Genomic DNA, 15,186 nt, shown 5'->3' with positions numbered 1-15,186 from the left:
AGAAACGCTATATCCATAGCGTTTACAGCAAAATCATTCGATTGATTGAATGGCGCGGTCAGCTTTTTCTTTCATTCCGTTAAGGCGCGTTTTAAAATGCTGAAATGTGCTGATCTTCTCATCAATCATCTCAAGCTGGTGGTTCAAAGCGTGCTGAATCTCTTCCAGCTTTTCTTTCCGTTCCTTCGGATCCAGTGACAACAAGTACCCCTCTTTGTTTAATTCCAGCTGACGGCTCATCTCCATAAACTGCTGAAGCTCCTGAAGGGAAAAACCGAGCACTTCTTTTGTGCTGGTGACTTTTTCGAGCTCCTCCATATCATCTTCAGAGTAAAGCCGGACGCCGCCTTCTGTCCGTTTAGGAGCAGGAATCAAACCAATCTCCTCGTAAAAACGAATGGTTCGTTTTGTCAATCCGCTTCGCTTGGCAACTTGATCAATCTTCATCCATTCCAAGGTGAATCCCCCTCTTGTCGTATCTGTTTCTATTATACACCATTTGAACCTTAACGTAAACGTTAACTTTTTATGCTGATAAACTTTGCTTGGACAAAACGTTTGTCTTTAAAGCGCCGGGAGACATCTGTGTAAGATAAAAAAGCCGGAATGACCCGCCATCTTTCTCGGGGGCCGTACCGGCTTTTCTTAATTCTCAAGTTCTTCAATCATCAGTGACAATTCGGTCCAGCGCTCCATCGCCGCTTCAAGCTCTTCAGCCGTTTTTGCCTGTTCGGCCATCAGTTCTTGAATCTTTCCGAAATCACTTCCCGCTTCAGCGATTTCCGCTTCCAGACGCTGATGCTTTTCTTCAAGGCCGGCGATTTTGTCTTCGATGCCGTCCCATTCGATCTGATCCTTATATGAAAGCTTTTTGCGCTTTTTCTTCGGCTCTTCCTCCGCCTTTTTCTCTTCGGCCGGCTGTTTTACCGCCGTCTTCTTCGCTTTTGCGTGTTCCATGTATTCACTGTACGAACCTTGGAAACGGGAAATGACACCGTGTCCTTCAAATACGATCAGGCGGTCAATGACGCGGTCAAGGAAATAGCGGTCATGGGATACGGTGATGACGACGCCCGGGAACTGTTCGATATAATCTTCGAGCACGCTTAATGTTTCCGTGTCCAGATCATTGGTCGGCTCATCTAAAAACAGCACATTCGGTTCCTGCATCAGTACATTCAGCAAGTACAGACGGCGCTTTTCCCCGCCCGACAGCTTTCTGATATACGTCTGCTGCATCGGACGCGGGAACAGAAAACGCTCAAGCATTTGTTCCGCGGTGATGACATCGCCTTCCGCTGTTTTGACGATTTCAGCCGTCTCTTTTATATATTCAATGACTTTCATATCACCGTTCATTTCGCTGTGGTCCTGGGTGTAGTAGCCGATCCGGACCGTCTGCCCGATGGTGATATTGCCGCTGTCAGGCTGAATTCTGCCGGCGAGGCTGTTTAAAAGTGTCGTTTTCCCGATTCCGTTCGGCCCGATGATGCCGATTCGTTCCCCCGGGATGACAAGCTCATTAAACCGGCTGATCAGCGCTTGGCCGTTATAGGTAATGGTGACGTTATCGGCTTCGATCACCTGTTTTCCGAGACGGTGGGAACCGATCGCGAAATCGAGTGATCCGGAGACTGCCGGCCCTTTTTGCTCTTTGAGCGCCTCCGCTCTGTCCACTCTCGCTTTTTGTTTCGTCGAGCGCGCTTTCGCCCCTCTTCTGAGCCACGCCAATTCGCGGCGCAGGAGGTTTTGACGTTTTGTTTCTTTCTGCTCCGCCAGCGCTTCCCGTTCGGCCCGTTTTTCCAGGAATACTTCATAGTTTCCTTTATACGTATAAAGGCTGCCTCTCTCAAGCTCGTAAATTCTGTTCGTCACCCTGTTCAGAAAATATCTGTCGTGCGTGACAAGCATAACGGCGCCCGGATATTGCGATAAGTAGCCTTCCAGCCATTCAATCGTTTCATTGTCCAAGTGGTTTGTCGGTTCATCCAAAATGAGCAGGTCAGCCGGCTGGATGACGTTTTTCGCAATCGCGACGCGCTTTCTCTGGCCGCCGGACAGCTCGCTGACATCCTTCATCAGATCGGTGACGCCAAGTTTGGTTAAAACCGTTTTGGCTAACGTATTCGCCTCCCACGCATCATTCGCGTCCATTCGGGCCTGCGCATCAAGCAGCTGTTTCTGGCGCTGGTCATTTTCCGGTTCTTCATTCAGCGCCTGAAGCGCTTTTTCGTATTCTCTCATCGTTCTCATGACGGCTGATCCGCCGGAATAAATATGCTCAAGTACGGTTTGTCCGGCCGGAAGCTCAGGGTCCTGATGCAAAAACTCAATATGCACGCTTCCTGAAGCCGTAATCTCGCCTTCCTCCGTTGATTCAAGGCCGGCAATGGTTTTCAGAAGCGTAGACTTCCCCGTTCCGTTCGGGCCGATTAAACCGATTCTTTCATTCTCTTCAATATGAAAGGAGATATGGTCGAATAATGTCTTATCTCCGTATGTTTTATAAAGGTTTTCCGCTTTTATGATGCTCATGGTCCCTATCAATCCTCACGTAAGTTCATGTGTTCATTTTAAATCAGGCGCTGGAATAAAACTAGTAAAAGGACAGACAAATTTCTTGGAAGAGATCATTTTGTCCGAAGAATGTTTCCGCCTCTCCTTTTATACACTGGAGGTGAAGAGGTGATGACATGATCAGCGTCAGTTTGTGCGTTATCGTGAAAAATGAAGAGGAAGTGCTTGCGGGCTGTCTTGATTCCGTCAAAGACATTGCGGATGAAATTGTGATTGCTGATACGGGCTCGACCGACCGGACGAAAGAAATCGCGGCCCGTTATACGGATAAGATTTATGATTTTGAATGGATCGATCACTTTGCGGCCGCCCGTAACTTTGTGTTTTCGAAAGCGGAAATGGATTATATTCTGTGGCTGGACGCCGACGATATATTGACGGAAAAGGACCGTGAAAAGCTGATTGAACTGAAGGCGTCGCTTTCAAAAGAGGTGGACGCGGTATCCATGTATTATCACGTCGGCTTTGATGATCGGGGAGAGGTCAGCTTCAGATACCGCCGCAACCGACTCGTCAAGCGTGAAAAAGGGTTCCGCTGGATCGGAGCCGTGCATGAGTATCTTGAAGTATACGGAAACATCATAGAAACCGATATTGCCGTCACACACCGGAAATCCGAGAAAAAGCACTCGCCTCCCTCAGACCGCAACTTGAAGATTTATGAGAAAATGGCGGAAAACAGTGAAACGATGACACCGCGCGATTTGTTTTACTTCGCGAATGAATTAAAGGATCACGGCCAGTATCAGCGCGCCATCACGTATTATCACCATTTTCTTTCCACAAAACAGTGCTGGATCGAAGACGAGATCAGAACGTGCCAATATCTATCCGATTGCTACAGGGCGGTCGGCCATGAAGAGGCCGCCATGACGTCTCTCTTAAAATCATTTCTGATCGATTGTCCGCGGCCGGAGTTCTGCTGCAGGCTCGGCGACTATTTTGCGGAGAAACGGCAATACCGGCAGGGCGTGTTTTGGTATGAGCTCGCCCTATCCGCCAAAAGCAGTGATGCAGGCTTTACCCAGCTCGAATATTCCACCTGGTATCCCCATCTGCAGCTCTGCGTCTGCCACTGGCAGCTCGGCGACAGAGAAAAAGCGAAGATTCATAACGACAAAGCCGCCTCCTATCATCCGTCACATCCGAGTGTCCTGTATAATCAAAACGTGCTCGGCACATAACATCGAAAAAAAGAGCTGCCCCGTATGAAGGGCAGCTCCTTATTGATTACGCTGTCGGAATTCCTCCGCTTACACTGTAAATCTGGGATGTCACATAGCTCGATTCTTCTGAGGCCAAAAAGACATAAATCCCTGCTAGCTCCGCCGGCTGTCCGGCGCGCTTTAATGGAACGGCCGGTGTTTCCTTGCCGAATTTCGGAATGTTTTCACCGGGCTGTCCTCCCGAAATCTGCAGAGGCGTCCAGATCGGCCCCGGCGCTACCGAGTTGACTCTGATTCCTTTATTCGCCAGCTGTTTTCCTAAGCCGACGGTAAAACCGATAATGGCATGTTTCGTCGCGGCATAATCCAACAGCATCGGGCTTGGATTATAACCTTCTACGGACGTTGTCGTGATAATAGACGCGCCTTCCGGCAGATACGGAAGCGCGGCTTTGACGAGCCAATACAGCGAGAATACGTTGACTTCAAATGTTTGATAGATTTGTTCTGTAGTAAGATCGCTGATATCATCCACTGCCTGCTGTTTGCCGGCGACAAGAGCGAGCGTGTCAAGACCGCCAAGCTCTTGATACGCTTTTTCCGCCAATTCTCCGCAAAACGCTTCATCGCTTAAATCTCCCGGCAGCAGAACGGCTTTTCTTCCCTCTTTTTCAATTAACGCTTTCACTTCTTCAGCATCCGGCTGTTCCTCAGGCAGATAGTTAATCGCCACATCCGCCCCTTCCCGGGCATAAGCAATCGCGGCGGCCCGGCCGATACCTGAATCGCCGCCGGTGACGAGGGCTTTTCTTCCCTTCAGCTTGCCGGCTCCTTTATAGCTCGTTTCACCGCAGTCCGGCACAGGCTTCATCTCTTTCTGCAAACCGGGCGGTTCTTGATATTGTTTTGGAAATTCATCATGATCATATTTCGTCAGCGGGTTGTGCAGATTTGCTCAGACATACAAGACTCTCCTTTATCATTGGTGATGTATTCGTATGTGTACCCCTTTAGCATGACGGATCAAACGTGTAAGTGCAGTTTCAGATTGATAAAGGGAAAACAAAAAAGGAGCCCGTAAGCTCCCTTTTTTATGACTCTCCGAGTACGTTTTCAGCCATTTTCGCTAAATGCTGGGCGCTTCCCGAAATTTCCTGCATGGTGGCAGAAATTTGTTCAACCGCCGCCGCTTGGCCGTTTGTGTTCTGGTTGATGGATTCAATAGAGTCCTCCAGCCCTTTCAGCAGGCTGTGGATTTTTTTCGTAATCTGGTCAATTTGGCCGACGTTGTCTTTTGAATGAGTGGCAAGCTTGCGGATTTCGTCGGCCACCACGGAAAAGCCCTTGCCGGATTCTCCTGCTCTCGCGGCTTCAATGGCCGCATTCAAACCGAGCAGATTGCTTTGATCCGAGATGCCCTTGACAGTGACGGAAATGTCGGCGATTTCTCCCGCGCTTTCACTGACTTGTTTCGCCTGAGCGGAAATTCCGGTCATCTGTGCTGAGAAACCGCTGATGGATTCTGAGATATCCGCGATGGCCGAAGCGGTCTGTTCCACGACGGCGGACAGGCTTTCAGCGACATCATGAAGCTTGGCTGATTTTTCAAGGCTCGTGCCGAGACCGACGCCGCCGATGACTTTTCCGTTTTCATCGTGAAGCGGAATCGCTCTGGCGATCAGCGGAAATCCGAAGAGCTCTTTCGGCACCATGCTTGTCTTCTTCTGATTCATGCGGATCGCGTCTGTAATGATGTCCCCTTTTTGCAGCGGGTCTCCCGGCTTTACATTAAGAGAAAACGTTTTAGCCGGAATATTCACGATTAATTTTTCTGTATCATAAATTCCGATGGTGATGTCATCTTGGATCAGGCTGTTTAAAAAAGGCGCAACTTTGACAAATGCGTCAAGCAGGCTGTGCGTTTGCTGCTCCGTCTGTATACTCATTTCTTTCACTCCTTCTTAATATGGGAATTGCCGTTTTTCATGCTGAACCGAAATCCATTTCAGCGTGGTGAATTCTTCAAGGCTCCATTCACCGTTCAGCCTGCCGAGACCTGATTGCTTCTCGCCGCCGAACGCGACGTTCGGTTCATCATTAATGGTCGTATCGTTGACGTGAATCATGCCGGTTTCGATCCGCTTAGCAAACTCAACGCCGCGCTCAACGTTTGCCGTATGCACGGCTCCGCTTAAACCGAACGGTGTCGCGTTTGCGATGCTTACCGCTTCATCCTCCGTTTCAAACGGCATGATGCAGACGGCCGGTCCGAACAGCTCCTCCTTCGCAATGCTCATCTCAGGTTTCACATCTTTTAAAATGACGGGCTCAGCGACCGTTCCGCTGAATCGGCCGGACAGCACCGGAACCGCTCCCTCTTCTATCGCTTTTTCGACAGACCGTCTCAAACCTTCCGCCTGTCTCTCATTGATTAAAGGGCCGATAACCGTATCAGGGTCCATCGGATCGCCGACTTTCAGCGATGACACTTTCGCTTCGTAAAGCTCTGTAAATTTGTCATATACAGATGTGTGAACGAGCACGCGGTTCGCCGACATACAGATCTGGCCTTGATGCGTAAACCGGCTGAATACGGCCGCATTGACGGCGTATTCAAGATCAGCATCCTCAAGCACGATCAGCGCGCTGTTTCCGCCAAGCTCCAACAGCGGTTTTTTAAAGTGTTTGACCGCAAGCTGTCCGATATAGCTGCCCACTCCGGTTGAGCCTGTAAATGAGATTATCCGCGGGACGGGATGCTCAACAAAGCTGTCGCCGATCTCCCCGATATCCGTCACGATAACATTCAGCAGCCCGTCCGGTACGCCGGCCGCTTCAAAAATTTTCGCGATAAGCGTTCCGCCGCAGATCGGTGTTTCTTCATGAGGCTTCAGCACGACGCCGTTCCCCGCGCCGAGTGCCGGCGCAACAGATTTCATCGAAAGGAAAAACGGGAAATTAAACGGGCTGATCACCCCCACGACTCCGGCGGGTATTCTGTACAGCCTGTTTTCTTTTCCGTCAATCGTGGACGGGAGAATTTTCCCTTCCATCCGCACCGGAAATGTTGCGGCTTCTTTTATCATATTTTTGACAAGTCCGATTTCAAACTCAGCCTTCAGCCGTGTTCCGCCAAGCTCCTCCATGATTAAGTAAATAATCGCTTCTTCGTGCTCTTCAATGAAAGAAACGGCTTTTTCCAAAATGGCCCGCTTTTTAAAAGGGTTTACTTGGTCCCATTCTTGTTTCGCAAGAGCCGCGGCGCGATATGCCGCATCCACGTCATCAGACGTCGCTTTTTGGAATGAGGTGATGACTTTTTGAGTATAAGGATTTCTGTTTTCCAATACGTTCCGGCTGCTCCCATCCCTCCATCGGCCGCCGATAAACTGCTTATTTAGTTCTTCATATTGAAACATGTAAAACATCTCCCTTTCACCGAAACTTGAAATTAGTTGATGAGTCATCTTTTGTATCGGTCTTAAGGTGAGAAAATTGAACTATTTCACAATAAAATTCCCGTTCCTTCCGTGCATCGACGCTTTTTAGCTTTGTCCTTTTAAAGTGGAAAATTCTTTAATTGACTGCGAGAAATTTCGACAATATAATACAAACGTCAGTGTATATAATGATAAGAATATTATGAATTTTCAGGAGGACCCATATGTCTTTACTATTTCGGAAAAAGCCGCTGGCCGACTTAAAGGCCCAGAGCAAACAGACCAGCCTGTCCCGCTCGTTAAGCGCTTTTGACTTGGTTTTGCTCGGAATCGGCTGTGTTGTCGGCACGGGGATTTTTGTGATTACCGGGACTGTGGCCGCGACAGGCGCAGGACCGGCTTTGATTCTGTCGTTTGTGCTCGCGGGCCTTGCCTGCGCGCTCGCCGCGTTTTGTTATGCGGAATTTTCTTCATCCATTCCGATTTCAGGCAGCGTATATACGTATTCATATGTCACTCTCGGGGAGTGTCTCGCGTTTTTAATCGGATGGGACTTAATGCTTGAATATGTCATCGCGCTCGCCGCCGTCGCAACCGGCTGGTCATCCTATTTCCAGTCGCTTCTTGCGGGCTTCGGGCTGCATCTTCCGGAGGCGCTGACCGCCGCACCCGGCAGCAAAACGGGTGCCGTGTTCAACCTGCCGGCCGTTATCATTATTTTGGTCATTACCGCGATTGTTTCAAGGGGCGTGAAAGAAAGCACCCGCTTTAACAATGTCATTGTATTGATGAAAATTGCGATCATTCTGCTGTTTATCATCGTCGGTTTCGGCTACGTGAAACCGGAAAACTGGTCGCCGTTTATGCCGTTCGGAATGAAAGGCGTCATCACGAGCGCCGCGACCGTTTTCTTCGCGTATCTCGGATTTGATGCCGTGTCAAACGCGTCGGAAGAAGTGAAAAACCCGCAGAAATCAATGCCGGTCGGAATCATCGGCGCGCTCGCCATCTGCACCGTCCTTTACATTACGGTATCGCTCGTCCTGACGGGAATGCTTTCGTACACTAAGCTGAATGTCGGAGATCCGGTATCTTTCGCGCTCCAATTTGTCGGCCAGAACAAGATAGCAGGCATTATTTCCGTCGGCGCGATTATCGGGATTACAACGGTCATGCTCGCTCTGCTTTACGCTCAGGTGCGCCTTACATTTGCGATGAGCAGAGACGGCCTTTTGCCCCGCATGTTTTCCAAGGTTCACCCGCGTTTTAAAACACCGTTTCAAAACACATGGGTGACGGGGATCGTTGCCGCCGGGATCGCGGGTTTTATTGATTTGGGAACCTTGGCGCATCTCGTCAACATGGGAACCTTGGCGGCCTTTACGGTCATTGCGATCGCCGTCATCGTTTTAAGAAAGAAACATCCGGAGATCAAATCTTCCTTCCGTGTTCCTTTCGTGCCTTTTGTGCCGATCATCAGCGCATGCTTATGCCTGTATCTCGCAAGCAGCCTGCCGGGCGTGACATGGCTCGCCTTTGTCATCTGGATCGCCGCCGGGATCGTCGTTTATATGATGTATTCGAGAAAACACAGTTTGTTAAATAAATAAAAAGGGAGGCTCTTTTTTCTGTTTGAGAAAGAAGAGCCTTTTTTGCACTTGATAATTCATTCACCTTATGAATAATATGGTGTATGCTTCGTTTACATAAAAAGGAGGAGAATCACTTTGGCAATTGCCGCCCCGCTTAAAGAAAAACCTGTCCATCGTCCCGAGACAACCATGTATTCTATTTTGTTCATTATCGGGATCTGTCATCTGCTGAACGATTCACTGCAAGCGGTGATTCCGGCGATGTTTCCGATTTTGGAACGTTCCATGAATCTTACATTTACGCAGCTCGGAATTATCGCCTTTACGCTGAATATGGTGTCTTCCGTGATGCAGCCCGTCATCGGCTGGTATACGGATAAACGCCCGATGCCGTATGCTTTGCCGCTCGGACTCACCGCAAGCATGCTCGGCATTTTAGGTCTCGCGTTCGCCCCGTCTTTTCTGACGATTTTATGCTGTGTCTTTTTTATCGGCCTTGGCTCCGCCGTCTTTCATCCTGAAGGATCGCGTGTCGCCTACATGGCCGCCGGCGAAAAGCGCGGCTTGGCGCAATCGATTTACCAAGTCGGAGGGAATACCGGCCAGGCGATGGCGCCCTTGATTACCGCGCTGATTCTCGTTCCGCTCGGTCAATTCGGCTCTGTCTGGTTTACGCTAGTCGCCGCAATCGCTGTTCTGTTTCTCATTTATATCGCCAAATGGTATAAAGGCCGCCTTATTCATTTGCGGGCAGTAAGTAAAAAATCACCGGCCTCCGCTGTGCAGACCGTGATTACAAAACCGATTATTCTCGCCCTTATCATGATTATCTTCTTAATTTTCGCGCGCTCCTGGTATGTGAGCGCGATCGGCAACTTTTATACGTTCTATGCGATGAATGCCTATCATGTCAGCATTCAGCAGGCACAGAGCTACATCTTCGTCTTTTTATTTTTCGGAGCTGTCGGAACGTTTCTCGGCGGGCCGCTTGCAGACCGTTTCGGAAAGCGGAACGTCATCATCGTTTCGATGATAGCATCGGCTCCATTGACGATTTTCCTTCCGTTTGCGGGACCTGTCATCGCCTATGGCGTACTGGCGCTGATCGGTGTTGTTCTGATGTCCAGCTTCTCCGTGACTGTTGTCTACGCGCAGGAGCTTGTTCCAGGCAAAATCGGAACGATGTCAGGGCTTACGGTCGGGCTCGCCTTCGGAATGGGCGCGATCGGAGCCGTTGCGCTCGGAGCTCTTATTGATTCAGCGGGATTGACGCCGACCATGACAGCCGTCGCCTTTCTGCCCGTTTTAGGTCTGCTCGCCTTTGTCCTGCCGAGCGACAAAACATTAAAAGAATGGCATTCATAAAAACAATCCCTGCCGAAAAGGCAGGGATTTTATGTTTCAACCGTATAAAAATGAGTGTCAGGAACCGCATACTTCGGAATAAACCCGTCTCTGAAATCAGGAAACGCTTTTTGAATTTCATCAATCCATTTTTTTACGTTTTTGATGTACGGCACGTAAATCATATTGACTGTCGCCTCGTCATCAATGTGATAGTACCAGCACAGATTGAATTCGTTCTCCGTGACGAGCGTAAAGCCTGAAAAATGATAAAAAATCAGCGGGGTGTCATTGACATATACAGCCCCGCCGCGCAGGCTGACGTCATATTGCTCAATATTCCACAGCGCCGCATTCGCGCCGATCGACTCCGTGACATGAACGTCTTCAAACTGCGCGGGCCACTTTTCAACATACCTTTGATCACCGTATGTCTTTTTTTCTTCATTCATCTCCACCGTACAATAGGAGATGCAATCCTGCCTCCACTGCCAGACCGCCCGATACGCTTCCCCGGTATTCCGCGCGCCGACAAACCCGGTGTTGTACTGCCCTGTCAGCTTGTAATAAGACGCAAACCGTTCTGAATTGCGGTGATCCGTCAGAAAAAGGGAAGCATCCGGCTTTTCCGCAAACAGCTCGCCCGCATCTGAGAAGAAAAAGAGATCGGTGTCCAAGTGGGCAAAATATTCAGCTTCATCATACTCCGTCATCACATGGAACAGAAATGCCGGCTTCAGCGTCCAGCAATATTCATGAAACGTCCGGCCGCCCTTTGCTTCAAGCAGCTCCGGGTCCTCCATTTCATGGAGCTGAACCGCCGTGATATGTTCCCACGGCACCTGCTGAAGCAGTTCGTACGCTTTCTGATCGACACACAGCACATACAGATGAAAATCCCGGCAATGCTCATGGAGAGAATGAATCATCGGCATCAGTTTAAAGATATGCGTTCTGGAAACAATGGTTGAAAAATGATATTTACTCACCATATCACATCCAATTTATTTAAGATCCACATGCAGTAAATCAGCAGCCAGCGCTTTGAACGCCCTTGCAAAGTGCGTGACGCCCAGCTTTTTTTCCGCTTTTGCCAAAAGCTTTCCGACCTCCGGCAGATTGAAGCTGTTCGCCGTGATCCGCGGGCTTTTCGTCTTCCAGTCCGGGTCGAGGTTGCGGTCTTTAACCGCGTGCAGCAGCTCGAGAAAAATGTGCAGCAGGCTTTCATATTTCTCATAATCAAGCAGCACTTCGATGTCTGCCATCATGCTGTTGGTTAACTCCGCGTCAAACGGGCCGTTAAACGCGAGGTGCACGTCAAGCGAACGAATGTCATTGTACTTGTCGCACATGTACGCGATATTCGCCCTGATATCATCAACGGAAGCGCAGTTGCTCGGATGCTCCTGATGGACGCTCATGATATCGCGCCGCAGCTGAAATCTCATTCCCGACTGATGAAGCCTGATGCCGAGATCATAATCTTCAAAGCCGTATCTGACAATGCCTTCATCAAACAGGCCGAGATCTGCCACGTGCTGTCTCTTGACTGACGAATTGTTCGTAATGAAAAAACGCCACGGCAGACGGTAGCCGTTCAAATCATCTCCGTATTTTTCCAAAATACTTTTCAGCACACGGATAAAGTCGGTATCTAAATCAAAGCATTGGTCAAGAAAACTTCCGTCTCTGATATCACTTTCATCAAGGAGCGGCTCTTTATCGCCCGGCAGCTCTTCATACAGTTCGGCGAGTTTCTCTTTATGCTCTTTTTCAAAACGGTCATAATAAAAGCTGTAAATCCGCTTCCAGAACATACCGCATACGACAAGATCGTCCCGGTTCTCATGAGCCTTGATATGCTTCGCCACCAAATCCTTTTCGGCAAGCATGTCGCTGTCATGGAAGATCAAAATATCGCCTCTGGCATTGCGGACCGCCTGATTCCGTCCGTAAGCGATCCCTCTGTTTTCTTTAATTCTCACAAAAATCAGCGGAAAATTCGCGCTGAATGATTCAAGCATGGATAAGGTTCCGTCTTCCGAACCGTTGTCAGCCACAATCACTTCGAACGGCTCTGTGCATTCCTGTTCATTCAGGGACAGCAGGCTGTTATAAAGCCGCTCCTTGGAATTATATGCGGGAACAATGACGCTTGCCTTCACTTTTCGTTCACTTCCTGTATATGATCATTTATTTGTTATCATCCTCAGATGCAAAGCCGCTGAACTCCGGGCAGACGGCGCTGACCGTCCCGATCACCCGCTTCAGAATGTCCTGATAAAGCTGATGGACAAACGGCAGGTCGGTCCGGTCCGTCTCATGAATCTGCCGAATGTCGCCGGCTGTAACGATCCGGTATCCGCTGAAATGATAGAAAATCAGCGGACTTCCGTCTTCGAGCACAAGACGCCCGTCCTTCCATGAAAACGTGTGGCGGCCGTAATTCCAATGGCCGATATTCACGCCGGGCGTGGTGATGTCACACACATTCGGGAACAAGCCGGACATGTAATCCAAGTAGCCTTGATCTCCGAATTTTCCTTCGCCCGGCGCATTTTTGCATTCTTCCAGGCAGCGTTCTTTCCACCATCTGAGACAATCTGTACCGGCACTGTCGGTTTTGAAGCTGAGAAAACCGGAATTATACCGGCCTAAAAGACGCTGCAGCATGTCGATTTCCTGTTTTCCAAATGAGGGAATGACGATATCGCCCCGTGACAGAAGCACCGAACAATCCGGCTGATTGTCAAAAATCGCGCGCGGATCGGCGAAGAAAAACAAATCGGCATCAATGTACGTGACACGCTCTAATTCCGGATGTCCGTCCAGCACGAATTCGAGAAATACCGGCTTCACCGTCCAGCAGTATTCGCTCTGATCCCTCGTCCGCTTCAGTTCAAGGAGCTCCTCATTTTCCAGTGCGGACACCTGAATCAAGGTGACATTATCCTGCCGCATTGCCTGAAGCACGTCATAGGTGTCTTGGTCCATACACAAAGTAAAAATGGGGGCGTCCGCCTGAACCGCTTTCAATGAGCCGAACAAAGCGATAGCCTGATACAGCCTTCCTTTTGATAAAACTGTGCAATATGCGCTTGTCACGTCTTTCTCTCACCTCTGTTTCTGTTACTTTTGAAAAAAGGCTTTATACCATTCGATCGTTTTTTCCAATCCTTCATCAATGGTATGTGCGGGTGTCCAATTCAGAAGCATCCTCGCCTTTTCCGCCGATAAATATTGGTGCTTGATTTCATGGCTTCCCTGGTTGAGCACTTTCGGCTTGAGGTCACTGTCCATGGCCTTAAGAATTTTTTCTACAAGCTCCAGCACCGTCAGCTGAATCTCATTGCTGAAGTTGAACGCTTCTCCCGCAAGATTGAGCTCCTCCATCTTTTCCGCCAGCAAAAGGTATGCCTCGACCGCATCCTCGATGTAAAAATAATCACGGATAAATGTGCCGTCGCTGCGGATTTCCGGCGCTTCACCGTTCAGCACGAGCTGAATCGTCTGCGGAATAATCCGGTTAAAGTTCAAATCTCCGCCGCCGTACAAGTTGCCGCAGCGCGTAATACAGACCGGAAGTCCGTACGTATTAAAATATGTGTGGCTTAACAAATCGGCACAGCTTTTTGATACGTCATACGGATGTTTGCCCTGAAGAGGCATGTTTTCATCGTACGGCAGTGTCGGCTGGTCGCCGTACGCTTTATCACTGGACGCGACGATCACCCGCTTGATGAGCGGATGCCTGCGGCACGCTTCAAGGATGTTCCATGTGCCAAGAATATTGGCTTCAAATGTGGAAATCGGATTGCGGTTTGCGACGCCGACGATCGCCTGAGCGGCTAAATGAAAGACCGTGTCAATTTCATATTCGCCCAGCGCCCGCTCAATCACATCCAGATCTTCAAGCGCACCCTGCACGATATTCATTTGCTTCACTTGTTCTCCCTGATACAGGTTCGACTTGGGCACAGTGTCACGGACAAGTCCCGTCACATTGGCCCCCTGATCGATCAGTTCCTTCACCAAGCAGCTTCCTAAAAGACCTGTACATCCCGTCACAAACACATTTTTATTTTTCCAGAAACTCAAATTTAATCACCATACCTTCCATACATGTTGTCCCCGGTCCCACATCTTGTTGATTTCCAGCAGGTTTTTATACGTATCGATCGCCGTCCAGAAACCGTAATGCCGGTATACCGCCAATTCGCCGTCTTTCGCCAGCTCCTTCAGCGGTTCTTCTTCAAACATGACATCCCTGTCTTTCGGCAGATAATCAAATACCTTCGGGCTGAGCACGAAAAATCCGCCGTTGATGATGCCGTCACTCGAGGTTTTTTCAGAAAAGCTTTTCGCCATGCCGTCTTCAACCGTCAGCGTTCCGAATTGCGAGGACTTTTCTATACCGGTGACGGTCACCGCTGCCCCTTTTGATTGATGATAGCTGATCAGATGAAACAGGTTGATGTTGGCCAGTCCGTCCCCGTACGTCATAAGAAAGGTTTCATCACCGATGATGTCCTTTGCCTGTAAAAGCCGCCCCGCTGTCTGCGTGTGTTCCCCCGTGTCTAGAAAAGTGATTTTCCACGGCTCGGATTTTCCCAATATCCGTACTTCTCCGGTAGAGCTGTCCAGCGTCATGCTGTGATTCTTCCAGTCATAATCTAAGAAATATTCCTTAATCATCTCTCCTTTGAAACCAAGAAGCAGGATAAATTCGTTCACGCCATAGTATTGATAGAGTTTCATAATATGCCATAGAATCGGTTTGCCGCCTATCATGGCGAGCGGTTTGGGACGTTCATTGGTGATTTCGCTCATTCTCGTTCCTTTTCCGCCGCAGAGAATGACTGCTTTCATCTCTACCCCTCTTCTCTGTGAATATTGGATTCGAAACCGCCCGTATAAGAGAAACCAACCCGATAATTTGTCCGATTCTCTATCACCGGTTTCAAAATCTACTGTAAGATATGAGAGATTGGCGCCCTTTGTGACCAAAAGCTCTCTCTTTTTTCAGATTGGTGAAGATACACACAAAAAAAGAGCCTTACGGAAATT

Annotated in this window: 13 protein-coding genes; 3 read left to right on the top strand and 10 right to left on the bottom strand. The window is 49.2% G+C overall.

The window, feature by feature from the left end:
* Nucleotides 1-33: 33 nt before the first annotated feature.
* Both AC1RRX_RS13635 and AC1RRX_RS13630 read right to left on the bottom strand, forming a co-directional pair.
* Complete coding sequence (locus AC1RRX_RS13635) at nt 34-456, bottom strand: MerR family transcriptional regulator (protein WP_003155658.1); 423 nt, start codon at nt 454-456, stop codon at nt 34-36.
* A 189-nt stretch (nt 457-645) separates the two neighbouring features.
* Nucleotides 646-2,535, bottom strand: coding sequence for an ABC-F family ATP-binding cassette domain-containing protein (locus tag AC1RRX_RS13630; RefSeq protein ID WP_144464603.1), 1,890 nt, complete (start codon nt 2,533-2,535; stop codon nt 646-648).
* 158 nt (nt 2,536-2,693) lie between these two features.
* Between AC1RRX_RS13630 and AC1RRX_RS13625 the strand changes: the two genes are divergently transcribed.
* The gene (locus AC1RRX_RS13625; RefSeq protein ID WP_020955481.1) at nt 2,694-3,761 is read left to right on the top strand and encodes a tetratricopeptide repeat-containing glycosyltransferase family 2 protein; all 1,068 of its coding nucleotides are present in this window, start codon (nt 2,694-2,696) and stop codon (nt 3,759-3,761) included.
* A 46-nt stretch (nt 3,762-3,807) separates the two neighbouring features.
* Here the strand turns inward: AC1RRX_RS13625 and AC1RRX_RS13620 are convergent, their stop codons facing one another.
* The 3 genes from AC1RRX_RS13620 to yfmT all read right to left on the bottom strand — a co-directional run bounded on the left by AC1RRX_RS13620 (nt 3,808) and on the right by yfmT (nt 7,162).
* Nucleotides 3,808-4,692 (bottom strand): SDR family oxidoreductase, encoded by an 885-nt coding sequence (locus tag AC1RRX_RS13620; RefSeq protein ID WP_144464605.1) that lies wholly within the window; start codon nt 4,690-4,692, stop codon nt 3,808-3,810.
* Between the two features lie 142 nt (nt 4,693-4,834).
* Nucleotides 4,835-5,239, bottom strand: a complete 405-nt coding sequence (locus AC1RRX_RS13615) for a methyl-accepting chemotaxis protein (RefSeq protein WP_369878808.1) — start codon at nt 5,237-5,239, stop codon at nt 4,835-4,837.
* 465 nt (nt 5,240-5,704) lie between these two features.
* A complete protein-coding gene (yfmT, locus tag AC1RRX_RS13610; protein ID WP_039062757.1) occupies nt 5,705-7,162 on the bottom strand; it encodes a benzaldehyde dehydrogenase in 1,458 nt (485 codons plus the stop codon).
* Nucleotides 7,163-7,407: 245 nt separating this feature from the next.
* Here yfmT and bcaP point away from each other — a divergent pair, with 245 nt between their 5' ends.
* Nucleotides 7,408-8,793 (top strand): branched-chain amino acid transporter BcaP, encoded by a 1,386-nt coding sequence (bcaP, locus tag AC1RRX_RS13605; RefSeq protein ID WP_007408953.1) that lies wholly within the window; start codon nt 7,408-7,410, stop codon nt 8,791-8,793.
* Nucleotides 8,794-8,910: 117 nt separating this feature from the next.
* The gene (locus AC1RRX_RS13600) at nt 8,911-10,140 is read left to right on the top strand and encodes an MFS transporter (protein ID WP_007408952.1); all 1,230 of its coding nucleotides are present in this window, start codon (nt 8,911-8,913) and stop codon (nt 10,138-10,140) included.
* A 29-nt stretch (nt 10,141-10,169) separates the two neighbouring features.
* On the opposite strand, the gene AC1RRX_RS13595 is transcribed toward AC1RRX_RS13600, so the two are convergent.
* The 5 genes from AC1RRX_RS13595 to AC1RRX_RS13575 are packed head-to-tail and all read right to left on the bottom strand — an operon-like array spanning nt 10,170 to nt 14,988.
* Nucleotides 10,170-11,108 (bottom strand): putative nucleotide-diphospho-sugar transferase, encoded by a 939-nt coding sequence (locus AC1RRX_RS13595; protein WP_007408951.1) that lies wholly within the window; start codon nt 11,106-11,108, stop codon nt 10,170-10,172.
* Nucleotides 11,109-11,123: 15 nt separating this feature from the next.
* Complete coding sequence (locus tag AC1RRX_RS13590) at nt 11,124-12,284, bottom strand: glycosyltransferase family 2 protein (RefSeq protein ID WP_144464607.1); 1,161 nt, start codon at nt 12,282-12,284, stop codon at nt 11,124-11,126.
* Between the two features lie 28 nt (nt 12,285-12,312).
* Complete coding sequence (locus tag AC1RRX_RS13585) at nt 12,313-13,224, bottom strand: putative nucleotide-diphospho-sugar transferase (RefSeq protein WP_007408949.1); 912 nt, start codon at nt 13,222-13,224, stop codon at nt 12,313-12,315.
* 24 nt (nt 13,225-13,248) lie between these two features.
* Nucleotides 13,249-14,217, bottom strand: coding sequence for a GDP-mannose 4,6-dehydratase (locus tag AC1RRX_RS13580; RefSeq protein ID WP_144464609.1), 969 nt, complete (start codon nt 14,215-14,217; stop codon nt 13,249-13,251).
* A gap of 6 nt (nt 14,218-14,223) precedes the next feature.
* Nucleotides 14,224-14,988 carry a glucose-1-phosphate cytidylyltransferase gene (locus AC1RRX_RS13575; RefSeq protein ID WP_015417001.1) on the bottom strand — a complete coding sequence of 255 codons (765 nt, stop codon included), beginning with the start codon at nt 14,986-14,988 and terminating at the stop codon, nt 14,224-14,226.
* Nucleotides 14,989-15,186 lie beyond the last annotated feature (198 nt).

It is taken from the genome of Bacillus sp. GW821-FHT11D08 (assembly GCF_058808515.1).
The sequence above is the reverse complement of the archived record's forward strand: the minus strand, read 5'-3'. Positions and strand labels throughout refer to the sequence as shown.

Excerpts from the sequence above, each read along its gene's own strand:
- AC1RRX_RS13575 (WP_015417001.1), bottom strand. The coding sequence starts at position 14,988 with ATGAAAGCAGTCATTCTCTGCGGCGGAAAAGGAACGAGAATGAGCGAA.
- yfmT (WP_039062757.1), bottom strand. The coding sequence starts at position 7,162 with ATGTTTCAATATGAAGAACTAAATAAGCAGTTTATCGGCGGCCGATGG.
- AC1RRX_RS13615 (WP_369878808.1), bottom strand. The coding sequence starts at position 5,239 with ATGACCGGAATTTCCGCTCAGGCGAAACAAGTCAGTGAAAGCGCGGGA.
- bcaP (WP_007408953.1), top strand. The coding sequence starts at position 7,408 with ATGTCTTTACTATTTCGGAAAAAGCCGCTGGCCGACTTAAAGGCCCAG.
- AC1RRX_RS13630 (WP_144464603.1), bottom strand. The coding sequence starts at position 2,535 with ATGAGCATCATAAAAGCGGAAAACCTTTATAAAACATACGGAGATAAG.
- AC1RRX_RS13625 (WP_020955481.1), top strand. The coding sequence starts at position 2,694 with ATGATCAGCGTCAGTTTGTGCGTTATCGTGAAAAATGAAGAGGAAGTG.